Origin of the sequence: Arthrobacter sp. SLBN-122 (genome assembly GCF_006715165.1) — a bacterium.
Classification (GTDB): domain Bacteria; phylum Actinomycetota; class Actinomycetes; order Actinomycetales; family Micrococcaceae; genus Arthrobacter.
In genome coordinates, this window is record NZ_VFMS01000001.1 from 3,874,928 (window position 1) to 3,897,682 (window position 22,755).

19 protein-coding genes are annotated in these 22,755 nt (G+C 63.2%); 1 reads left to right on the forward strand and 18 read right to left on the reverse strand.

Annotation, left to right across the window (positions count from 1 at the left end; translation table 11 throughout):
* Window positions 1-446 precede the first annotated feature (446 nt).
* From FBY36_RS17805 to FBY36_RS17885, 17 genes are all read right to left on the reverse strand, one after another.
* Complete coding sequence (locus FBY36_RS17805) at window positions 447-1,373, reverse strand: alpha/beta fold hydrolase (protein WP_142121545.1); 927 nt, start codon at window positions 1,371-1,373, stop codon at window positions 447-449.
* A gap of 257 nt (window positions 1,374-1,630) precedes the next feature.
* A complete protein-coding gene (locus tag FBY36_RS17810) occupies window positions 1,631-3,055 on the reverse strand; it encodes a glycoside hydrolase family 32 protein (protein WP_142121547.1) in 1,425 nt (474 codons plus the stop codon).
* 242 nt (window positions 3,056-3,297) lie between these two features.
* The gene (locus FBY36_RS17815) at window positions 3,298-4,854 is read right to left on the reverse strand and encodes a glycoside hydrolase family 32 protein (RefSeq protein ID WP_142121548.1); all 1,557 of its coding nucleotides are present in this window, start codon (window positions 4,852-4,854) and stop codon (window positions 3,298-3,300) included.
* A complete protein-coding gene (locus FBY36_RS17820) occupies window positions 4,851-5,960 on the reverse strand; it encodes an ATP-binding cassette domain-containing protein (protein ID WP_142121549.1) in 1,110 nt (369 codons plus the stop codon). The genes FBY36_RS17815 and FBY36_RS17820 overlap by 4 nt, the downstream gene beginning before the upstream one ends.
* Window positions 5,957-6,919, reverse strand: coding sequence for an ABC transporter ATP-binding protein (locus tag FBY36_RS17825; protein ID WP_142121550.1), 963 nt, complete (start codon window positions 6,917-6,919; stop codon window positions 5,957-5,959). The genes FBY36_RS17820 and FBY36_RS17825 overlap by 4 nt, the downstream gene beginning before the upstream one ends.
* Window positions 6,916-7,854, reverse strand: coding sequence for an ABC transporter permease (locus tag FBY36_RS17830; RefSeq protein WP_142121552.1), 939 nt, complete (start codon window positions 7,852-7,854; stop codon window positions 6,916-6,918). The genes FBY36_RS17825 and FBY36_RS17830 overlap by 4 nt, the downstream gene beginning before the upstream one ends.
* Before the next feature lie 11 nt (window positions 7,855-7,865).
* On the reverse strand, window positions 7,866-8,843 hold the full coding sequence (locus FBY36_RS17835) for an ABC transporter permease (protein WP_079595953.1): 978 nt from the start codon (window positions 8,841-8,843) through the stop codon (window positions 7,866-7,868).
* Window positions 8,844-8,979: 136 nt separating this feature from the next.
* On the reverse strand, window positions 8,980-10,647 hold the full coding sequence (locus FBY36_RS17840) for an ABC transporter substrate-binding protein (RefSeq protein ID WP_142121554.1): 1,668 nt from the start codon (window positions 10,645-10,647) through the stop codon (window positions 8,980-8,982).
* A gap of 78 nt (window positions 10,648-10,725) precedes the next feature.
* Window positions 10,726-11,796 (reverse strand): LacI family DNA-binding transcriptional regulator, encoded by a 1,071-nt coding sequence (locus FBY36_RS17845; protein ID WP_142121556.1) that lies wholly within the window; start codon window positions 11,794-11,796, stop codon window positions 10,726-10,728.
* Window positions 11,797-11,957: 161 nt separating this feature from the next.
* A complete protein-coding gene (locus FBY36_RS17850) occupies window positions 11,958-12,914 on the reverse strand; it encodes a carbohydrate kinase family protein (protein ID WP_142121558.1) in 957 nt (318 codons plus the stop codon).
* A 28-nt stretch (window positions 12,915-12,942) separates the two neighbouring features.
* Window positions 12,943-14,460: a glycoside hydrolase family 32 protein gene (locus FBY36_RS17855; RefSeq protein WP_142121560.1), complete on the reverse strand. Its 1,518-nt coding sequence runs from the start codon at window positions 14,458-14,460 to the stop codon at window positions 12,943-12,945.
* A gap of 23 nt (window positions 14,461-14,483) precedes the next feature.
* The gene (locus FBY36_RS17860; RefSeq protein WP_142121562.1) at window positions 14,484-15,395 is read right to left on the reverse strand and encodes a carbohydrate ABC transporter permease; all 912 of its coding nucleotides are present in this window, start codon (window positions 15,393-15,395) and stop codon (window positions 14,484-14,486) included.
* An 8-nt stretch (window positions 15,396-15,403) separates the two neighbouring features.
* Window positions 15,404-16,333 (reverse strand): carbohydrate ABC transporter permease, encoded by a 930-nt coding sequence (locus tag FBY36_RS17865; protein ID WP_142121564.1) that lies wholly within the window; start codon window positions 16,331-16,333, stop codon window positions 15,404-15,406.
* Window positions 16,330-17,790, reverse strand: a complete 1,461-nt coding sequence (locus FBY36_RS17870) for an extracellular solute-binding protein (protein WP_142121566.1) — start codon at window positions 17,788-17,790, stop codon at window positions 16,330-16,332. Before FBY36_RS17870 ends, FBY36_RS17865 begins: the two co-directional genes overlap by 4 nt.
* 206 nt (window positions 17,791-17,996) lie before the next feature.
* Entirely contained in the window at window positions 17,997-19,040 is a 1,044-nt protein-coding gene (locus tag FBY36_RS17875) for a LacI family DNA-binding transcriptional regulator (protein ID WP_142121568.1), read from the reverse strand.
* A gap of 167 nt (window positions 19,041-19,207) precedes the next feature.
* Window positions 19,208-19,684: a hypothetical protein gene (locus FBY36_RS17880; protein ID WP_142121570.1), complete on the reverse strand. Its 477-nt coding sequence runs from the start codon at window positions 19,682-19,684 to the stop codon at window positions 19,208-19,210.
* A gap of 211 nt (window positions 19,685-19,895) precedes the next feature.
* The gene (locus FBY36_RS17885) at window positions 19,896-20,345 is read right to left on the reverse strand and encodes a rhodanese-like domain-containing protein (protein WP_142121572.1); all 450 of its coding nucleotides are present in this window, start codon (window positions 20,343-20,345) and stop codon (window positions 19,896-19,898) included.
* Between the two features lie 465 nt (window positions 20,346-20,810).
* On the opposite strand from FBY36_RS17885, the gene FBY36_RS17890 reads away from it, so the two are divergent.
* Window positions 20,811-22,097, forward strand: a complete 1,287-nt coding sequence (locus FBY36_RS17890) for a hypothetical protein (RefSeq protein WP_142121574.1) — start codon at window positions 20,811-20,813, stop codon at window positions 22,095-22,097.
* A gap of 30 nt (window positions 22,098-22,127) precedes the next feature.
* On the opposite strand, the gene FBY36_RS17895 is transcribed toward FBY36_RS17890, so the two are convergent.
* Window positions 22,128-22,730 (reverse strand): TMEM175 family protein, encoded by a 603-nt coding sequence (locus FBY36_RS17895; protein WP_142121581.1) that lies wholly within the window; start codon window positions 22,728-22,730, stop codon window positions 22,128-22,130.
* Window positions 22,731-22,755: the final 25 nt, after the last annotated feature.

A 22,755-nucleotide genomic window follows, 5' to 3' on the forward strand; every position in this document is an offset into this window, starting at 1 on the left:
CCCAACCTGATCCGCTCCAGGCTTCAATCAATGCGCATTAGACACGCCTGCATTTCCAGTATCCAAATACACTCCCAATAGCAGCACGCCCGGCCCTCTGGAAGTCCGCGTTTGGATTTCCTTAGGAGCGGTGCACGCGCACCGGCAATTACGACCGTTTCTGACCTACCCTCTGCAAGCCTTCGGAAAAGGGCGGTTTCCAACGAACGTCGCAACAGGCCCTATCCGAAGGTGGCCTTTTTAGTGCTGACAAAGCTTGACACCCAGCGGGATCCAGGATTGCAGGCGTTCGATCTTGGGATCCTCCAAGAAGCCGCCGGTCCTCTCCCGGCCGTGCTGCGGTCCCACGCAGCACTGCTGCCGGTTTGTACATTTGGGGACATGAGAGCGGAAGGCGTGCATGAGTTCCTGGCTGGGGATGCACCGCTCTCGATCCGCGTCCGCGATTACGACCCTGTTTTGGACGCCTGGCCTGGATTGAACATCCTCAGCCACTCCAGAGCATACCTGGGCGCCGTGTCACCTTCCTCAAGGAAGAATGCCACATGGGATCCCTGCATCCAGTACAGTTCCGAGCCGTGGATCTGTTCATGCGCGTGTCGTGCGTTCTGTGGAGGGACGCTGGCATCGGCAGCGGCGTGCATGATGAGGGTCGGACACCTAATGGTTTGAAGGTTCAGCGGGGCAAGCGATGTGAACTCTGCCGAATCGTTGTCGAATCCTATCCGGCGGCTTGCCCACCCGGTGGACGCCATGAGGATGGCTTCGAGATGAGCCATTCTGACGGGGTCCGATGCGACGACGGCGGCCCTCCCCGCAGCTTCTTCCGGGGAGGAGCGACTGAAGCGCCGGAACAGCATCCTGAGCATCGGCCCGGCGGCGTGGCGCAGAACCCAAAGCTGTACTTGGAGTGACCAGGTCCTGGCGGACAGGCGGGCAAACGCGAAGGGTGGAATAGGCAGGCAAACGGCATCGACCTGGAGCAGCCTGGCAACCCTGTCCGGATGCCGTGCCGCCAGGGCATAAGCTGCAGGGCCCCCGCCGGAGCCCGCGAAGACCGGTAAGTGGCTGATCCCGAGCACGTCCAGCAACGCAGCCAGGGCATCCGCCTGTTCTGCCGGCGTTCGTCCAGTGCCCAAGGGGGTCCCCAGGTATCCCGGCCGGCTTGGGGCAATAATGCGGAAGCCGTTGGCCCTGAAGAATTCCGTGGCCACCAGTCCCTGGTCCCAGCCGCCCAGCGTTCCGTGGACTGCCAGGAGTGGTTCGCCGTCTCCGCGGTCGGCGTACTCGATTGGACCGGCACTAGTCATGACCCTGGTGTGGGGGTGAACGAGGCAGGCCTGGAGATCTTCCCGCCGCAATGCGTTCGGCATAGCCGGAAGGCTACCCCCTCGGATGCGCCGCTGAGAAGTATCGCGCCATAGCCCACGCGCGCCAGCTTTACATGCCTCTTACTGCACGCGGACTGCTCCGGATTCCGCATGTTTCGCGTGTCCCCAGTATTTTCAAGGGCGGGAATGTAGTTCGAGTCCCACCTCGGCGGGAAACGCCCGGAATCCGCTGTGGCAGGCCTTTCTGCGGACCATGACCCTGGTCTGAGGAAAGGCCTGCCGGAGAGTCAGGGCTTGGGCTAACCTCTCTCCTTGATTTCGTGAACGGTCAGGTTCCGGAAAGTGGCGGTTCCTTCATGCGCGTAGAGGCGGATTCCGTTGTCGCCTTCAAGCGGGAATATCCGGTGCGAGTGCACCACCCGACCATCTCCGACGAACATTTCCACGCTCGTAAGGTCCACGAGGATGCGGACGGTGAGCCGTCCTGTCGAGGGGTCGATTGGAGTCTGGGTTTCGCCGCCGGTCGGGTTGACCGTTGGCCGCCTGTTGAGATAAACGAAGGGGCCTCGCAGGTATGCGCCGGCGGCTACGTGTCTGCCTCCGCCCGGTGCGCGGCACAGCTCAAGACCCACGTTGGCAGGTGGGGAAGCGGGGTCCCACACGAGCTCACAGGTCAGGTCGTAAGCGGCTGCGTGGACGTCGAGGTCCCGCGTGCCGCTTACGACTACGTCGCCCAGGACATGGCCGCGCTTCCCATAATTTCCCAGCGCAGAGGTGGGGGCGGAGACGAGGTGGTACCCACCGTCCGTCTGTTTGAGGCGGAGGTCGCGCACGATCATGTCATCGCCGTTGTAGGCGTCCGTCTCAAGGGTCGGCGTGTTGTGGGGGTAGTCCCAGAAGTTCGCCCAGCCGATTGCCCGGCGTAGGGTCTCGTCTTCCGCACCCGAGGCGTCGTGATGCGGATAGGTGACTGCTCCGTAAAAGTCATAGCCGTAATCGAGCCATTCGGGCTCGGGCCGGTCCGGCGTGAACAATGTTCCGTCGAAGGCGCCTGTCCAGTATGCGTAGGTTGCGGGCAGGCCGCGGCCTTTGCCGTTGGCACTTGTGCCGAGGATCCAGTGGGAGGTGCCGTCGTCAGCAGTCATCCGGAAGATATCAGGGCATTCCAGCAGCCCCAGATCGGTACGCACGAACTCGCCGACGCGCTGCCAGGACTGCAGGTCGGCGGACGTGTAAAAACCGAGCTTCTGCCCCTCGGCGTTCGCCATGAACCACCGCCCCCGGTCAGCGTCCCAGATCACTTTGGGATCGCGGAAGTCATGGACTCCGGGGTTCGGCAGCACCGGGGCTGTACCGGCGGCCTGGAACGAGCGCCCCCGGTTGGTCGAGTACCAGAGGTATTGGGCCTGGCGGCCTTCGGGTGCCTGCGTCACAAGCGCGAGCACCGCACCCTCGCCATATCCGGCCGTATTCCGCTCGTCGACCACAAGGGAACCTGACCAGCAGTCGCCGTTGTTGTTGCTGAATTTCGGGATCGCGACCCCGCGGTCAGTGAACGTGACGTGATCAGTGGTTGTCGCGCGGCGCCATGACGTGCCTCCTCCGCCCTGCAGGTAGTCGGCGTTGTAGAGGTAGTAGTAGTGGTATTCCCCGTCGATGTAGATGGGGCGCTGAGGGTCGTTCTTCCAGTTGTCGGGGACGCTGAAGTGATAGGTCGGGCGCATCCGGCGTGATCCTTTTGACATTGAGTCTCTTGAACCGGGGTCAGGTGTCTTGGTGGTTACGGCGGCGGCGGGCTCGGCGATCGCCGCTGACAGTGCGAGCGATCCGCTGAGTGCAGCCGCCCCGCTTCCGGTAATGAGTGAACGACGAGAGACCGTGGGCGAACCTTCCATGAGTTCCTTCTTGTTTTTGGGCAGCGTCGATGCTGCTGTGTGAGTGGTTGTTGATGTACAGCCGGGCGTGTTCAGGGAAAGAGGCTCCGGGTACCGTCAAAGATGTCCGCCATGGTCCATGCGTCCACGGACAGTATTTGCGCCGTGCCCTCAGCGCCAAGGCTGACGTGTTCCCCGCCCAGTGTGGGGTAGACGCGGGCCGTGAGCGGGACGCCGTTGGCAAAAATTTCGACGGCGGACCGGTCCAGGATCACACGCAGGTGCACCCGCCCTTCGGGCATGGGGACCGGTCCGGACCTTTCTTCCACATCAACGGCTGGATCGAGGCTGCTTCGCGTGCGGTCCAGGCGGAGCGTGCCGTTGGTGGAGCCGTCAGTTGCCCTGAGCAGCTCGATGACCGTTTCCTCGGCGGGGCTGCCGGAGGTGCCCCCGTCCGTGGAGCCCAAGACACCAAGTCGCAGCAGGGTGCCCGGATCCAGATGGACGTTCAGTTCGAGGTCGAGTTGCGTGCCGGACAAGCCAAGTTCCAAGGGCGCCAAGCCACCGGTCAGCACCTGCCCGGGCAGGCGGGCGTGGTCACGGCGCAGCTTCTCGATTTCCGGGACGGGTGCGAAGCGCAGAGAGACGTCGTCTGCAGCCGTGACGATTCGCGGCAGGCTCATGACGCCGGACCAGCCGGACTCCACCATGGCGGCATCACTTCGGCCTTCCTGCATCCAGCCGAACATGACACGCCGGCCGGACTCATCCTGGAACGATTGGGGTGCGTAGAAGAAGCGGCCGCCGTAGTCGAGCCGGTGCAGCGCCGCGGGCTCGAAGCTGTCCCCGGCGTACCGGCCGGTCCAGTACAGCGGATGGCAGGTGTCGCCGTCGTCCCAGGCGGAGAAGACCAGCGTATCCGGTGAGCCGTCAGAAGGTGCAGACCCCAGCGAACCCTGTCCCGCCCGGAACAGGTCCACGCACTCCCACATGGTCCCCGTCCAGTCAGTGTCGGAGCGATCGCCCTGCGAGGCATCGCCGATGAACAACGGCCCGATATAGTCCCACGCACGCAGATCTGCCGACTCGTACAGCAACGCCGTACCGCCGCGCCCACGAATGCCTGAACCCACCAACTGCCGCCACTTCGACCCTTCACGCCAAACGCAGTGATCGCGGTAGGCCGTGATGTCCACTCCAGCCGGCGGTGCTGAGATCACGGGATTTCCGGGGTCCTTGGTCCAGCTCAAAAGGTCCGGGGATCCTACGGCGACGCAGGGCAGCTCCTTGCCCTCGGACCGCCCCGAATACACCAGGGTGGGCGTGCCGCCGTCGTTCACTAAGACCCCGGACCAGCAGCCCTCGGCGTCCGGCCCCTCGGACGGTTCCAGGGCAACAGGCTGGTCCGTCCATGTGACAAGATCGGTGCTGGTGGCGTGGCCCCACCGGATGCTGTGGTGGAAAGCGCCCTCCGGGTTGTACTGGTAGAAGAGGTGGTAGGTGCCGTTCCATTGGCTGACGCCGTTGGGATCGTTGAGCCAGCCGGCCGGTGACACGAAATGGAAGCGCGGCCGGAGGGGATCGGCCTTGGCGCGGGCGGTCAGCTCATCCTGGGGAACGGTGGCGAGCGGGTGGGTCAGGTCAGTCATGCGGAGGCCTTTTCTTGGGCGTTCGACGCCGGGAGGTTGGGTTGCGTCGGTTCGCCCGCCAGGGCATGGCCGTCGCTGCCGGCCCACGGCCGGTAGAGGTGGCAGCGCACCCAATGGCGGTTTCCGGGATCTCCAACCTGATGCCGCACGGGTTCTTCGGCCGAACAGCGCTGGTCCGGGTCGCCGTCGTAAGCGCAGCTCGTCGAAGCCATGACCGCTTGCCGCAGTTCGGCCCGGCGGACAGGATCATACGAGCCCGCCAGGGCAGGATCCGGCACAGCCGATACCAGAAGTTGGGTGTAGGGGTGCGCTGGGTTTGAGAGCAAGTCCAGGGACTCGCCCTCCTCAACCAGTTCACCGGCGAACATGACTGCCGTCCGGTCCGCCAGGTAGCGGGCGGACGCGAGGTCGTGGGTGATGTAGAGCATGGAGATGCCCTGCTCGTCGCGGAGCTTGCGCATCAGGTTCAGCACGCCGATCCGGACGGAGACGTCGAGCATGGAGGTGGGCTCGTCGGCCAGGATGACCTGGGGTTCAACGGCGAGGGCCCGGGCAATCGCAACGCGTTGGCGCTGACCGCCGGAGAGCTCGTGCGGATACGAGTCCAGCATGTCAGCCTGCAGGCCAACAGTGGTCATGAGTTCTTCGAGCCGGAGCCGGGTCTCCTTCCCGGAATCGCCGCCCTTGCCGTGGATTGCCAGCGAACGCCGCAGGAAGTGCTCGATCCTGTGCGCCGGGTTCAGTGAACCGAAGGGGTCCTGGAAGACCATCTGCAGCTGGGACCGGAACGCACGCGACGCCTGGAACCGGTCCCGCTTGAGGATGTCGACGCCGTCAACGAGGATCGCTCCGGAGCCCGGCTCCTCGAGCCGGGCAACGCAGCGCGCCAAGGTGCTCTTGCCGGAACCTGATTCCCCTACAAGCGCCACGATCTCGCCGCGGTTAATAGTCAGGTCCACACCGTGCAGGGCGCGGACCGACCCCCGGGAGAACAACCCGCCAATCGGGAAGGACTTGCCCAACCCACGGATTTCAAGGGCGGGGGTGGGGACGGTGGAATCAGCCGTGGGGGAACCAGCGGCCGGGGACGTTAGGGAGTGGCTCATCGCGCGGCTCCTGCCAGGTTTGCGGAATCAATCACTGGCGCGTCGGCACCAAGCGGGGCCACGAAATGACCGGGTGCCGCCTCGGTGAGGTCCGCTATGTTCCGGAACTTCACGCCGTCGGGCAATCCCGTCAGTGGTACACGCGGCCCGGTGAGCGGCGGGAATGCGCCCATTAGCGCCTGGGTGTAGGGGTGGCGGGGGGCGGCGTAAACGTCCTGGGCCTTCGCGGTCTCAACGATCCTCCCGCCATACATCACGGCCATGCGGTGTGACAGTTCCACCATGAGCGACATGTCGTGCGTGATGAAGAGGACGGAGAAGCCGAGCTCGCGCTGAAGCTCCTTGATCTGCGCCATGATCTCCTGCTGCACCACCACGTCCAGGGCGGTGGTGGGTTCGTCAAGGATCAACAGGGACGGCTTCAGCGCCACGGCCATCGCTATGACAGCACGTTGACGCATGCCGCCCGAGAGCTGGTGCGGGTAGGACTTGAGGCGCGCGGGATCGATCCTCACGAGTTCAAGCAGTTCACCCGCACGGCGCAGGGATTCCTTCCGGGAGTAGCCGGCGTGGGTGGTGAAGATGTCCACGATTTGTTCGCCGATGGTCAACACCGGATTGAGCGAGTTCATGGCTGACTGGAAGACCATGGCCACGTCCTGCCAGCGGAAGCGCCGCAACTCCTCCGGGCTCATGGCCAGGACGTCCTTGCCGCCGAAGGAAATGCTGCCGCCGGCGATCTTCGCGGGATCCTTGAGCAGCCGCATGATCGAGTTCGCGATGGTGGACTTCCCGCAGCCCGACTCTCCCGCGAGGCCGAACACCTCACCGGTGCCGATGCTGAAGGAAACACGGTCGACGGCGGTGGTGGAGCGGGTGTCGCCGATGTACTTGACGGTGAGGTCCTTGACGTCCAGGACGGGTTCGTGGGAGCCGAAGGACACTTGGGAGATGGTCATTTTGCGGCGCTCCTTTCGGTGTCTTTCGGGGTTTTGATCTTCCGCAGCCGCGGATTGGTGACCTCGTCCACCGCATAGTTGATAAGGGCAAGGGCGAAGGCGACAAGAGCGATGCAGACGCCCGAGGGCACGAACACCCACCAGCTGCCGGTCAGCAGGGCGCCTTCGTTGCCTGCCCAGAAGAGGTTGTTTCCCCAGGAGACCGTGCTGGCATCGCCCAGGCCCAGGAACTCCAGGCCGGCCTGCGCGCCGATGCCGTAGATCACGCAGGCCAGCAGGGTCCCCATGACGATCGAGGCCATGTTGGGCAGGATTTCGCGGAACATAATCCTTCCGGCCCGTTCGCCGGACACCACGGCCGCAGCCACAAAGTCCTTGGAACGGATGGATAGGGCCTGGGAGCGCAGGACGCGTGCAGAGCCTGCCCAGCCGGTGACCACCAGAACAAGAATCACCGTGCCCAGCCCAGGAGGCAGGAACGCCGCCAGGATGACCAGCAGCGGCAGGCCGGGAAGGAGCAGGAAGACGTTGGTTACCAGGGACAGCGCTTCGTCGATGAACTTCCCGAAGTATGCCGAGGCAAGTCCCACCAGGATGCCGATGAAGGTGGACGCGAAGCCCACGCTCAGTCCCACGAACAGGGAACTGCGGGAACCGTGGACGGTCAGTGCGAGCACGTCCTGTCCCTTGGCTGTAGTTCCCAGCCAGTGCTCGGCTGACGGTTCCAGCGAGGCCATTGCGGTGATCCGCGACGGGTCGCCGGGGAAGAGCACTGGTGCCAGCAGGGCCAGTGCGATGAAGACGAGCATCACGGCCATGCCTGTGAGGGCTTTTTTGTTGCTGATGAGGCCGTGGACGAAGCTGCGGTTCGGCTTGCGGGCCGACGGGGTCTTGTCGGCCGTTTTGCCGGGTTGCTGCAGGATTGCGGTTGTCATGATTTGGTCCCCTAGTTGCTGCGCACGCGCGGGTCGAGGCGGACGTAGAGGATGTCCACCAGGAAGTTCGCCAGCAGAACGGCGGCGGTGATGGTCAGGAACAGGCCCTGCATGAGCGGGTAGTCGAGGCCTTGGACGGCATTGAGGAGCTGATAGCCGACGCCGGGGTAGGCGAACACCACCTCGGTGAGCAGCGCACCGCCCACCACGAATCCCAGTCCCATGCCGAAGCTTGTGACTGACGGGAGCATGGCGTTGCGTGCCGCATACCGGAGCATGATGCGGCCCGGACGGAGTCCCTTGGCTTCGGCCATGGTGATGTAGTCCTCGGAGTTGGTGGCAATCATGGTGTTCCGCATGCCCAGCATCCAGCCTCCGATGGAAACCAACACGATAGTCAGTGCCGGAAGCACAAGGTGGGCACCGACGTCGCCGATGAACTCCCACGTGAACCCGGGCTCCAAACCGGCGGTGAAGGCGTGCCGGATGGGGAACCAGTTCAATACAACGCCGAACAGGTACAGGGCGCCCATCGCGAGCCAGAAGTAGGGGAACGAGCCGATGAATACCAGCAGCGGTGGAAGTGCGGAGTCGACCGCGCCGCCGCGGCGCCAGGCTGCAAGGACACCCAGCAGGTTACCCACGACGGCGGCAATCACCAGGGCGGTTCCGCCGAGCAGGAGGGTCCAGCCGATCTGGGACGAAATGACCTCGGTGACCGGAGTGGGGAACCGGGAGATGGAAACGCCCATTTGCCCGGTGAAGATGTTGGTCATGTAGCCGATGTACTGCTCCCAGAGGGGCCGGTCGTCAACGCCGAGCAGCTTGCGCAGGGCCTCGATCTGTTCAGGCTGCATTCTGTCCTGGGAACGGGCGAACATGCGGGAGACGGGATCCCCCGGCATGAAGCGCGGGAGCAGGAAATTCAGGGTGATGGATGCCCAGAAGGCGATCAGGTAGAAACCCAGGCGGCGCAGGATGAAGCGCACGGTTTCCCTCCATTTCGGGAATTGCGGAAAGTTTGGGGCTGGCCGCCGGTTATCCGGCGGCCAGCTGGTGTGGGTGGGCCCACGCCGCCCGGGTTCCCTGGCCGAACCGAAGCGGGGCCAGGGAGGCGGTGGCGAGTTACTTGCGCGGTTCCAGCGTGGTCAGTACCAGCACCGTGGTGGGCGACTTTACCGAGAGCGTGGCGTAAGGGTTCTCCTGGGTGGGCCAGCCCGTGAAGCGGGTGTCGTTGAAGGCGCCCCACTCCGGGCCGGAGAACAGCGGCACCAGCGGTGCGGCGTCGTTGTATTCTTCCTGCAGCTTGTTGGCGATGTCCTTCTGCTTGGACTCGTCGGCCTCTGCAGCGAATTCTGCCAGCAGGGCATCGGCTTTGGTGTCGCCGAAGCGGTGGTAGTTGTCGAACGTCTTGGTGCCCACCGGCTTCACCGTGGCTGTGCCCATGGAGGCGTTGAAGTACTTGTACGGGCTGGGGTCGTTGGCGCTCCACACGATGCCGGAGTCGAAGTCTCCGGTCTCGTATCCGGCAACCACGGCTGCCCAGTCGGGGGACTCCACCTTGGCAGTGACGCCGACCTCTGCCAAGTTCTGGGCAATCACGTTGGCCACCGAGAGCCAATCGGAGGAGGTTGCGCCTACGGAGATCTTGAACTCGAACGGCTTGCCGTCCTTGAGCGCGCGCTTGCCGTCGGCACCCTTGGGGTAGCCCGCCTTGTCCAGAAGCTCGTTGGCCTTTTGGGCATCCAGCTTGGTCCAGGTGCAGTTGTCCTTAACCTCGTTGTTCTTCCAGGTCTCGTAGTTGCCGGATAGTCCTGTGCAGTCTGCAGGCTTGGCGTAGCCGCTCATGCCGATCTTCGTGACCTGGTCCCGGTCAACTGCCATGCTCAAGGCCTTGCGGACATCCACATCGTTGAACGGTGCCTTGGTGGTGTTGAGCTGCCAGTTGATCATGGCGCCCGTTGGCGGGAACCAGTAGTGCCGGTGATCCTTGTCCTTCGAGACGAAGGTCTTTTCGATGTTCGGGATGTACTGCGGCGCCCAGTCCACGTCCCCATTCGCGGCGGCGAGGTTGGCGCCATCATTCCCGGCAAAGGCGAGCATCTTGACACCGGCGATCTTCTGCTTTTCCGGCTGCCAGTAGTTGGGGTTCTTTTTCAGCACGAAAGACTGGGCCTGGAAGCTGTCCACCTCCGTGTACGGCCCGGTGCCGACCGGCTTGGCGTTGGCGTCCTTCTCCGGATCGGGCAGCGCGGACCAGATGTGCTTGGGCAGGATGCTCAGCTGACCGACGTCGTAGAAGGCGGGGGACCAGGGCTTGTTGAAGTTGAACGTGACCTTGTTGCCTTCTGCGGTCACGCCATCAAGGTATTCGTAGCCGCCCTTTAGTTTCTTCTGAAGCTCGAAGGTGTACGCGACGTCGTCGGCAACGAACGGCTGGCCATCGGACCACTTCACTCCATCGCGCAGGGTGAAGGTAATGGACTTGCCGTCGTCGGCGGCCTTCCATTCGGTGGCCAGCCATGGCACCGTGTCACCCTTGGCCGGGTTGAAGATCACCAGTGACTCATAGATGGACTGCTGGACCATCGGGTTGACGGTGGGTGCAAACGGGTTGAAGTTCTGGACGAACGTGCCCATGTCCTCACGCGGGATGGTGAGAAAGGCGCTGGCGTTCGCCGCGGCGTCGGTGCCGGCAGGCTTGTTGGCTGCACAGCCGGTCAGCAGAAGTGTTCCTACCGCCAGTCCGGCCGCCGTCACGCGGGCAGCCCTCAGGAATCGGTGTTGTGTCATGATGGTTATCTCTTTCCTATCTTCATCAGCAAGGTGAAGGGGTGGGGGAGGGGTTGCTCTTCGCTATTGATTTCGCGGTCAGACCGAAGAGCGTTCTAGCAGCGGACAGTCGACTAATTGCTGGTCGGCAATTATCGGCTGTCCTGCTGTCAGTGCTGCGAGCGTCTGGACTCCCAGGGCGCCCATTTTTTCAAACGGCAACGCAACCGTGGTCAGCTTAGGCCTGAGGTAGGCCGCAATCAGTTCCTGGTTGTCGAAGCCAATCACGGCGATGTTTCCGGGGATGGTCAGGCCCCGTTCCTTGATGGCGTCGTAAGCGCCCATCGCCATGCGGTCGTTGAGGCAGAACAGAGCGGTTGGCCTGTCCTCCTGCGGGTAGCGGTCCAGGATGCGGCACGCGGCCTCATACCCGCCGTCCGCCGTTGCATATCCAGACACCACGAGCTCGGGGTCCAGCTCCAGTCCGGCTTCGGCGAGTGCTTCGCGTGCACCCGCCAAACGCCCGATTGCTGCGGGAATGTTCGGATCCAGGTTGATGACTCCGATCCTGCTGTGGCCGGCCCGGAGCAAACGTTCGACGGCGACGCGGCCGCCGGCACGTTCGTCCGGGACGATCGAGGGCAGCTGTCCGTCGGCGTCGAAGCAGTTGATCAGGACGGTGGGTACTTCCTTGGTGCTTTCCGGCACGTGCACGCCACGGTGGAACGTGGCTGCGTAGAGAAGTCCTTCCACGCGCTGCTCCAGCAGCTTCTCGGTCGCGGCGTCTTCCATTCCCTGGTTGGGTCCTACGGCATCGGCCTGGTCGGAGGGTGCGATGAGCAGGAACTTGCGGTCCAGCCAGGCCTGGTCTTGTGCGCCTTTGATGATGTCGACGGCGAATGGTGCCGTCACAATCTCGGTGACAATCCCGTACCAGTCACTTCGCTGGGATGCCAGTGCACGTGCTCCGGCATTAGGGCGGTAGCCCAAGGCCTGAACAGCTTCGTTGATCCGGGCGCGGGTTTCCTCGGAGATGCTGGCATTTGCGCGGTTACTCAGGACGAACGAAACCGCGGTCCGGGAAACACCGGCGTACTTGGCAACATCATTCATGGTGACACCCCGCTGCCGCGCGGCCCCGGTATGGTTCGAGGTGGTGGTTTTCGCCATTGAATGCTCCGTGGTGGTGGTGATGCTGCCAGGATAGGTAACGCGCGTTACTTGCGCATAAATAGAGGTTACGCGCGTTACTAGATCTGTGTCAAGGGTTACATTTCCGCGTGCGAGGTGACCGCTGCCGACGATCAGAGCCACGGCACCGAGGGTACGTGCTAAGCGTGCGAACGCAGCTGGGGCTGATGCTGAAGCTTTGTGCGGAGTTCATCTTCAGTTGGAGGCCGGGCACCGGCCCGGGATACGGTGATCGCGGCCGCAGCGGCCGCCGTGCGTCCCAGCTGGTCGAGGACCGCGGGCGCGAGGCGACCGGTTCCGCGGGTGAGGAGTCCCAGGATCAGGGCTGACATATAGGAATCGCCGGCGCCGATGGTGTCAGCAACAGAGGTCTTTGCTGCAGGGATGCTGAGGGTCGTGGTGGATGTCGCGAGCAACGAGCCTGATGAGCCCTTGGTGATGGTAGTAAGGTCTGCTCCCAAACCCAGGATGTGTGTTGCGGTTTCCTCCAGGGTCTTTTCCGGGTAGAGCCATTCGGCGTCCTCATCGCTGAGTTTGACGACGTCCGTGAGGTGTACCAGGTCCTCGAAAGTGTGCCGCGCTTCGCCGTGGGTTCCGAGCAGGGCCGGCCTGATGTTGGGATCGTAGGTGATGATGCAGTCGCTGCCGAATTCCTGGAGCATGGCTTTGACGCAGCTGGCGCCCGGTGAAAGGAAACTCGCGATCGAACCGGTGTGAAGGACCTTGGGCGGGGCGGGTGCCAGGTCCATCGGTTCCACATCCCAGGTGATGTCGAAGGCGTAGCTGGCCGAACCATCGCGGGCGATCGTAGCGGTCGCCGTTGACGTTCTCTCCGGTGACCGGGAGCCGGGCAAAAGCGTCACGCCGGCGCTGGTGAGGTGCTCCTCGAGCGCATCACCGCGGCGGTCAGCGCCCATGGAAGTAAGCAGCCCGGTGCTGACTCCGAGCCGGGCAAGGCCGTAGGCGACGTTGGCCGGCGAGCCGCCTGGATGTTCATTAGTCCCCTCAGGCGTGGTCACGACGTCGATAAGGGCTTCCCCGATAACGACGACGTCCAGCACCGGCCGCGGAGGGGTGGGCTTGCCGTTGTTCTGCATGTCCGTTTTCCTTGCTTTTGGTGCTTCCCTACGCGAGCTGCGTGACCTTGATGCTGTTGATGGTTGCAGTGCCGGCGGCGGCGTAAACGGTGACGTCGGTGCTGGTTTCTGCGGGGAAGATCAGTTCGGTCATGGTGACCTGGCCGTCTTGGGCAAAGACTTCAACGGAGCAGTGGTCCACGAAGACCGTGAGGTCGTAGGACCCGTTCCTTGCCATGATTGGAGCGGTGTCTTCGGAGCTGAAGGATGGGTGGAAGTCTGTCCTCCCGGATTTCCGTCGATCCACGAACAATTTGGCCTCGCCGGGTCGGACGCCGACGCGGGTTCCTTTCGCGGCGTCTCCGCGCAGGATGAGACCGAATTCCTCTGCGCTTCCGGGGGTGAAACTGACATCAATGCGTTGGACCGTGCCGGCCGCGCCGGCCAGAACCTGCACGCCGTCGTGGATGGTGGTTCCGGAAAGGCAGAAGGATTCCGGATCGGCCCGGCCACCCCAGTCGCCCGCGGGCTGCTGAACCAGGAGCAGGTCTCCGTCGCGGGTCTGGAGTGTAATTTCGCGGGCGAGGCTCATGGGGCTGCGCCAGGGCGTGGTGGGGATGTGGTTGGCGTATTCCCAGTTATTCATCCACGCGATCATGAGGCGGCGGTTGTCAGGGGCGTCGCTGAAGGAGACGGCGGCGTAGTAGTCCCGGCCCCAGTCCAGCCACCGGTATTCGCCCAGCCGGTCCGGGTCCTGGAGTCCTTCGGTCACGGTGCTGTCCGGGATGAAGGTGGTCCCGTCGAAGCCGCCCACGAAGTACTGGCCGGCTGACCCCCTGTTGGGCCCGCCGGGGTTGAGGTTGACGGTGAGGACCCACTTGACGTTTTCAGGGTCGCCGTCCACTGGCAGGGGAAACAGGTCTGGGCACTCCCAGACGCCGCCGGTGGCGTTTGCGGGGCCGAAGGTGCTCAGCAGTTTCCAGTTCTTGAGGTCGTCGGATCGGTAAAGCACCACCTGGAAGTCCGTGGCTTCCACGGCGACCATCACCCAGTAACTCTCCGTGCCGCCGTCGTACCTAAACACCTTGGGGTCGCGGAACTCCGCGGACCCACGGCTAAGGACGGGGTTGCCTAGGTATTTTGTCCAGGTGTAGCCCCCGTCCAGGCTGTAGGCCAGGGACTGGGCCTGGACACCCTCATACAGCGAGCCCGGCTTGAAGGCACTGGTGTAGATCGCCACGAGCGGGGCAACGGAACCGCTGCCGAATCGGCTGGTGTTGTGACGGTCGTAGACGATGCTCCCGGAAAAGATGTCTTCATTCTCGTCACAGGCGATGGCGACGGGGTGTTCGGTCCAGGTCAGCAAATCGGTTGAGGTGGCGTGACCCCATGACATGTTTCCCCAGACGTTATCCAGCGGGTTGTTCTGGTAGTACAGGTGATAGACACCCTCATGAAAAATCAGGCCGTTGGGATCATTGAGCCAGGTGTTTTTTGCGGTGTAGTGCAGGGCCGGGCGGTAGCTGTCGGCTGTGGCTGCAGTGTGAGTCGAAGTAAGTGTATCCATGAGGTTCCTTGTGAGAGTCTGAGTTATTTGCTTGCGCCGGCCGTGAGACCTTCGCGCAGGGTGCGCTGGCCGAAGATAAAGACCACCAGTGCGGGCAGCATGGACAGGATCACGCCGGCGAGGACCACTGAGATGCTCCCGGTGCCGAGGTTTCCCTGGAGCGTGACCAGTCCGAGGGGGAGGGTGAAGTTCTGTTCGCTGATGGTGAGGATCAGCGGCCGGAAGAACTCGTTCCAGTGGAAATTGAAGGCCAGGATCCCCACGATTGCCATGCCGGGTACCGCCAGGGGGACGTAGACGGAACGGAAGATCCGCCATGGTCCGGCGCCGTCCAGGGCGGCTGCTTCTGCGAAGTCGTTTGGCAGACCCAGGAAGTATTGGCGCATCAGGAAGGTGCCGAAGGCGGTGGGAATGGCCGGCAGGATCAGGGCCAGCAGGGTGTCGGACAGTCCCATCCCTCGAATGAGCATGAACACCGGGACGATCGTGACCTGAACCGGGACCATCATGGTGGCCAGCACCAGTGAGAAGATGGCGTTCTTGCCGCGGAAGTCCAGACGGGCGAAGGCGTAGCCGGCCAGGGTGGCGGAAGCCATCTGGCCAAGTGCGATCAGTCCGGTCACCAAGGCGCTGTTCAGGACCAGGAGGCCCACGTTGATCTGTTTGAACACCTCTTGGTAAGCGGTGAAGTCCGGATTGATGGGCAGGAAGGACGGCGGCAGGTTGAAGGATTCCGACGGCGTCCGCAGCGAAGTGGACAGGGTCCACAGGACAGGGCCGAGGGTAAGCGCGGCCGCCACGGCCAGGGCCGTGTACCTGCCGACGGTTCCAGCAGCGGGCAGGCGGCGGTGGCGGTAGGGCTTGCCGGTGGCCGGTGTGCCGGTGGTGGAACCCGTGTGCTCCTTGGTCCCGGTGTGCAGGATCTGGCTGGACATGAGGGACCTCACTGGTAGAAGACGAAGCGGCGGCTGAGCCGGAATTGCAGGGCGGTGACGGCAAGGATCAGCACGGTCAGTACCAGCCCAATGGCCGAGGCTTCGCCGAATTCCAGTTGCTGGAAGGCGGATTCGAAGATCACCATGACGGCCGTGCGGGTGGAATCGCCGGGACCGCCGTTGGTCAGGACGTAGGGCTGGTCGAAGACCTGCAGGGCACTGATGATGGCCATGACGGAGGCGACGAGCACCGTGGGGCTGATCAGCGGAAGGGTGACATTGCTGAACTGTTTCCAGCCTGTGGCGCCGTCCAGGTTCGCTGCCTCGTGCAGTTCCTTGGGGATGTTGGTCAGCGCGCCGAGAAAGAGCAGGAAGGAAAATCCGAAGTTTTGCCAGACATAGACCAGGACGACCACGGCGGCGGAGGCCGCGGGGCTGGTCAGCCACGGCACTGCCGGAATGCCGACGAGCGACAGGAGCCAGTTCACCACGCCGAACTGTTCGTTGAACATGTACCGCATGAAGATGGACACCGACGCGGCGGAAAGGACCAGGGGAAAGAAGAAGGTGGACCGGAGAAACACTCTGAGCCAGGACGGCATTCTGGCCTGCAGCATGGAAGCCAGGCTGAGTGCGATGCCGAGTTGCAGGATGACTGCGACGACGACGAACACGATGGTGTTCAGGAAGGACACGCGGACGGTGGGGTCCTGTGCCAGGGAGGCGAAGTTGGCGAAACCGACGAACTGGGGTGCCGAAATGATGTCCCAGCGGAAGAAAGCCAGGACCAGCGATCCGATGATCGGCAGGAAAGTGAACAGGGCCATCCCAAGCAGCGTGGGCGCAAGGAAGATCATTGCCAGCCATCGCTCAACGAATGAGCGGCGCGCTGCCGGTGGTTTAACCGTGTGGCGTGGGGCGGTGGACGTGGTGGTCATGCGTTCCTCCTCAGGGCCAACTCAAGATCGCGCTGGAGGGTACCCATCGCGGCCCGCACGTCAGCAGAGCTGCCGCTGACAGCGGTGGAAACGTTCTTCATAAGGGCAGTTTCGACGGCGGCCTGCTGGGGCGGAGCCGGGATGGGGCCGGAGGTGGGGAATTTGTCGAGGGTGTCGTAGAAAACTTTCCAATGCCTGGGTCCGGTAGCCGCGTAAAAGGACTCATTGACCATCGAACGGCGGGTGGGAGTGGTGTTCGGCTTGGGTATGGCCAACTGCATCGCCTCGCGGCTGGAGCAGAACTTAACCCATTCCCAGGCGGCATCCTTGTCTTTGGCCGTGCGCATGATCGCATAGCCGGCAGCGCCGAACTGATGCCGCTGAATCCGCCAGCGGGGGAAGAACTGGACATCGAACTGGTCGGCAGTCATTCCTGCTTCGTGCAGCCCCTGCGCCCAGTAACCGCCTGCCGGCGTGGCGCCGATGCGGTTGTTGCCGAACAGGCCCACCAGGGCGTTTCCGCCGCCTGATTCAGGCCGTACGCCCAGTCCTTCGGACACGAGTTCGCGGAGGTAGTCGAAGGTTTCGATAACCCGCCCGTCCTCGGCGTTAGGAGCCAGCCAGAGGTAGCCGCCGCCGCGGGTGGCCCGGGCTGGGTCGTTCGGGTAAAAACGGTCCCAAAGCCAGTCCCCGCCGGGAGCCTTGGTTTCGGTAAGGAAGCTGGTGTCGTTGGCGTAGAGCCACGGCACTACTCCGCCAAAAAGCCGGTTGGTCCAGTAGTACGGGGTGAAGTCGGCCGGGCGTGCTTTCCGCAGGGCGCGGAGGGTCGCGCTGAAGTCGTCCTGCGTCCAGTTGTCTTTGGGGCGATCAAGGCCTGCCTGGGCAAAGGTGGTGGTGTTCAAATACATGTTCGCCGCGTTCCAGTCCAGCGGAAGCTGGTACAGATTGCCTTGGTACATGAAGGCTTCCAGCAGGCTCGGATGGACGTCGTCGAAGTAGTCCCTCATGTCCGCAGCGTCCCGGCGGACATATGCATCCAGGGGCTCGGCAAGCTTGTCCGCGAACAGCTGGGCGCCCTCGGTGGCCACGTAGACGACGTCAGGCGGTGTTCCAGCGGCCACCATGGTGAGGATTTTGGAAAAGAAGTCCTTCCAGTCTGCGCCCTGGATGGCCTGAAGTTGCACCGGAATATCGGGGTGGGCGGATGTAAACGCGTTAACCAGCCCCTGGCGGGCTGCAGCGTCGGCCGAGGTGCCAAGGATAGCGATGTTCAGGGCCTTGCTGCCACGGCCGGGAATATCAGTCCCCGTCAGTCGGGGCCAGGCGCCCACCGTGGCTCCCGCAACAGCCAGGCCGGTAAGGCCCAGCATGGAACGCCGTGTGAGCTGCGAAAGTCTGCTGCCCGACCACGGCGCAATCGAGGGGGTTGTCTTCCCCGGTGTCTTTTCAGACGTCATTGTCGGCTCCTCCTAACACGTGTTAAGTAGCGTAGGTATCTCACCTAACACGTGTCAAGTAGGAGTTTTAGTGGAACCTGGATGAACTTGGACTACGGGCGTTGGCTGGCGGGCGATGCGTGGACAGCGGGCTCCCGCCGGCTGGTCAGGTCGTCACTGGGCCTAACATCTTCAGCAGCGAGGCAACGCGGAATCGGTCCGCCCGGTCAGCCTGCCGGGACCGCTGCAGTGGACGCCCGCGGGATGATCCGGCAGGGCATGTAGAGAATGCCTGCTTGCACTTGCTCAGCTGCCGGGGCTTTTCCTTCTACGGCATCCAACAGCAGGGACATGGCCGCTGCTCCGATTTCGGCGTGCGGAAGTGCCACCGTCGTGAGGGCGGGAACAAGGTTGGCAGCGAGATTCTGCTGATCGTCGTAGCCCACCACGGACAGATCCTCGGGTACCCGGAGTCCGGCGGCCGCGGCGTAAAGCAAAACGCCGGTGGCAACCCTGTCGTTGGAGCAAATGACCGCCGTCGGCCGCTCTCTGCCGCCCAGGACGGAGGATGCGGCGCGGTAGCCCTCGTCGATGTCCCATCCGGTCAGGTGCACATGCTGTTGTTCAAGGCCCAGCCCCGCCTCTTCCATGGCCTCACGGTAACCCTGCTCGCGCTGCGGAGCGGCGGGCGAGCTGAGAGTCCCGGTCAACAGGGTGATGCGGCGGTGGCCCAGGTCAAGGAGCAACTGTGCCGCGGCGCGTCCGCCGTCGATCTCCGCCGGTATTACCGATCGGAGCTGAGAGTCGGCATCAGTGCAATTGGCCAGAATGGCTGGCAGAGTGAGCATTGCCGGCGGGGCGGTAATTTCGCGCAGGCTGCCGGTCGCGTACATGATTCCGTCGACCTGCCGGTGAGCGAGTTGCTGCGCTGCAGCGCCATCGCGGGCCGTGTCATGTTCGGTGTCCACTACCAGGACCATGTATCCCCGGGCCAGGGCTGCGCGTGAGGCGCCGCTGATCAGCCGACCGGCGAAAGGGCTGGTAACGATGTCATCCGTAATGATCCCGATCGTTGATGTCTGCTGGTTGCGCAGGCTAAGGGCGACGGAGTTGGGGGTGTAATTCAGCTCCGCCGCGGCGCGGAGGATCCGTTCCTGGCGTTCGGCGGTGACGTTGCCGTTTGCCCTGCCGTTCAGTACCAGTGACACTGCACTGCGCGAGACCCCTGCCCGTCGTGCCACATCCAGTGCCGTTGCTTTGCGTTTGGCCATGCTGATCCATCCCCTGCCTTTGGGCTTTAGCATACCTAACTCGTGTGAGGGCAAGGCTGCCTTGGTTTAGACCGCGGTGAGGTGGCGCCTGCAGGTACAAGGAACGTTCTAATGCGCTGTCCGTTGACGCCGGGCAATCAGGGGAATGTTCGGCGCTCGTCGGTCGCCTATGTCGCCGTCGTCTCAGCGTGTCCGAACCGCTCCCGGGCAATTTTGGCGGACGTGCCGAGGGCAGTACCGATAACCTCCCAAGAGTCCCCGTTTGCGCGGGCGGCGCTGACGGCGGCGTCCAGTTCGGCCTCGGCCTTCACTGCGGCCGAACGGGCAACGGTGATCCGGCGGAAGCCGGCGGCGTCCCTGTCCACGCGGGGCGACGGACTCAGGCGAAGGAGCGTACCATCCATCCGCAACGGCGCGGCTAAGCGCTCGACGTGCAGGACGTACTCTTCTTCGAGTCCGCGCTGAACGTAGAGGGTGAAGACGACCTTTCCTTCGGCGTCGTCAAAGTCCACTTTCCCGTAGCTCTCACTCGGGCCAACGGGCCACGGGCGCGGCTTCAATCGCCCTCCCGCTTCGTACTGCGTCGGCTCGTGGAGGTGCCCCCCGTGCCGGAAGCCGGGGGCCTGAGCGTCACGAGGCGTCATGCTGACCGTTCTCCTTCAAATTGATCTTGCCGTTGCGCCCCGACGTGTGGTGGCCGTAGCAGGGGGTTCACAACTGGGGCGGGCAGCGCTTTGTTACAGATACCAGTAGAAGTTACTGCGGGTTCAAGCACACGAGTACCGGGTACTCGATTCTCGCCGCCAAGTGTCGGAAGACCATCCACGTGTACTGGGGCTACCCCAGGCGAGTTATTTAGTCAGACTGCTTGCGTAGCGCCGTCCAGGCCTGGAAACCGCCGATCAGGTCGGTGGCACGTTTCAGCCCCAGCCGTTGCAGGGTGTGCGCGGCGAGGCTGGAGCTGTAGCCCTCGTTGCAGACAACTATGATGCGGCGGCCGGGGTCGTCAGCGATTGGGAGCCGGTGGGGGCTGGAAGGATCGAGCCGCCACTCGAGGACGTTTCGGTCAACGATGACCGCTCCGGGAAGGTCACCGTCGCGGTCCCGCTGATCGACCGGGCGTGTGTCCACAACAAGGGCGCCCTCTGCGATCTCCCGCTCGAGATCCCCGGGGTGAACGCGTTCGAGCCCGATGCGGCTCTCAACCAGCAGCTGGTTGATAGTAAGAGTCCCGGGGGAGTCGCTCGGATCTGAAGTGGGCTGATCGAATGTGACACCGTCGTCGGGAACATCATGCTGCTTCACGGTTTTGCCCGCCTTCTGCTTATCGCTCCGTCGTTCCACGCTTAAGCGAACGAGGACGTGCTCTTTTTCCTCAATTACAAGCGTATGGAGAGAACCGGGTCAACATGCGCCAGCCGGGAAATAGAGGCCATGCCGGGTCCTGTTGGTCCCCTCCCGTTGAAACGATATACCAGGCCCAGAACCTGCTCGTCAGCGGAAAGGGGATAATGCACATGGCTACCTAACGTGCCCCCTTTAACCTCCCCCATTTGGCTCCGATGCAGCCCAGGGTATCCCGGGCGGAAGAACGGCGGACGTACAGTGTTCCTGCCTGGAGGTAATGAAATAGCCTCCCTTCGTATTCCACCCACAGCATTCCCAACGCCACTAACTGGGCATCGGCAATTCATGGTTACAGCCGGTGCATCTGAAGGAATTTATCAGCAAAAAGAATTAGTCCACCGACATAACTCTGAGGGGACCGTTATGCGTCTGCTACGCCTTTTAATCGCTCTGTTGCTCGCGGCGGCCGGCGCTGTCGCACTCCCCGTGCCGGCGCAGGCTGCCGACGTCGGAATTCCCGGGCCGTCCTACGCGGGGGACGGCGTGAAAACCCCGACCGCGGACAAGGCCCAAAGCAAGCTCTGGTTCCAGGATGGGAGCTGGTGGGGGCTGTTGTGGAGCACGTCGGCACATGCGACGACGATCCATCGGCTGGACGCCGCCACGCAGGCATGGCAGGAGACCGAAACGGTTGTGGACGCACGGTCCAGTGCGCGCGCGGACGCTCTCTGGGACGCAAAGGACGGCAAGCTCTACGTCGTGTCCGGCACCACGGTGCGCTCCGAGTGGAACTCGCCACCATCCCAACAGGCGGTGAGCTCCGGGTCCGCAGCGCTTCACCGCTTCAGCTACAACGCGTCGGCGAAGGTGTACTCAGAAGACGCCGGCTTCCCGGTCACCCTTCACAAGGGGAGCACGGAATCGATAACGGTGGCCAAGGACTCCCTCGGCAAACTCTGGGTCACCTACACCACTGTCTCGTCCGACAACACCAACCGTGTTTACGTCAACCGCTCGACGACCAGCGACACGGCGTGGGGCACTCCCTTCGTCCTGCCCACAACCAACGCCCAGGTGCACTACGACGACATCTCCGCAGTCACGTCCTTCCAGGGCGACAAGATCGGCATCATGTGGAGCAACCAGAAGCCGGGGCAAAAGAAGTTCTACTTTGCCGTTCACCAGGACGGCCAGCCGGACAAGTCGTGGCAGACAGAGGTGGCCTACGGCGGAGGAAAGAACTGCAAAGGCGGATGCGCGAACGACCATCTGAACCTCAGGCAGCTGACAAGCGACGGCAGCGGCCGCCTCTTCGCGGCGATCAAGACAGCCAACCGAAACGTCGGCCAAACGTTGGTGGCGCTGCTGGTGCGCGACGGCAAGGGGGACTGGACCAGCGCTGAGTTCGGTCAGGTGCAGGACCTCCATACCCGGCCCATGGTCATGATCGACGAGCAGCACGGCCAGGTCTGGATGTTCGCAGTCGCACCCGAGGAAGGCGGCACCATCTATTACAAGAAATCGCCGCTTAACAACGTTTCCTTCGCGGCGGGCGCCGGCACGCCGATTATCAGCAGCAGTACCGATACCGACATCAACGACCCCACCTCAACCAAACAAAACGTCAACAGCGAGACCGGCCTGGTGGTGTTGGCCTCCGCGAGAAACAACGCCCGCTACTGGCACGCCACGATAGACCTCAGGGGCTAAAGCAGAACGGGAATCTCTGGGGGTGCCGCCCTAACTGTTTCCAACCTCACCGTGGTGGGCCGAGGCGACGAAATGCTCCACGCGCCGGTCCGGCACCAGCCAGATCAACGCCACGACTGTATAGACGGCAATCCCGAGCAGGGGCTGGGCAAGGGTAAGCGCGATGCCCAGAAGGTAGATCAGCGGGGACGCTTTGCCCTTCCAGTCCCGGCCAACAGCTTTGGCGAGGGCTCCGTCCCTGCCCTGCACGGCGATCAGCCGGCGTTCGAGGATGAAGAAGGCGATCGCGGCTAACAGCAGATTGATGCCATAAAGCAGGACAGGGACCTGCATGAAGGCGGATTCATCCATCCACCGTGTCGTAAACGGAAACAGCGACAGCCAGAACAAAAGGTGGAGGTTGGCCCACAGGATACCGCCGTTCACCCGGCTCGCCAGGTGGATCATGTGGTGGTGGTTGTTCCAGTAGATGCCCACGTACACGAAACTCAGCAAGTAACTGAACAAGGTGGGCAGGATGCCGGCCACACCTTCCCACGTTGGTTCCTCGGGCACGTGAAGTTCCAGCACCATGATGGTGATGATGATCGCCAGGACGCCGTCGCTGAACGCTTCGAGGCGGTTCTTGTTCATGAACTGGGTCCTTTCGGATGGCTCC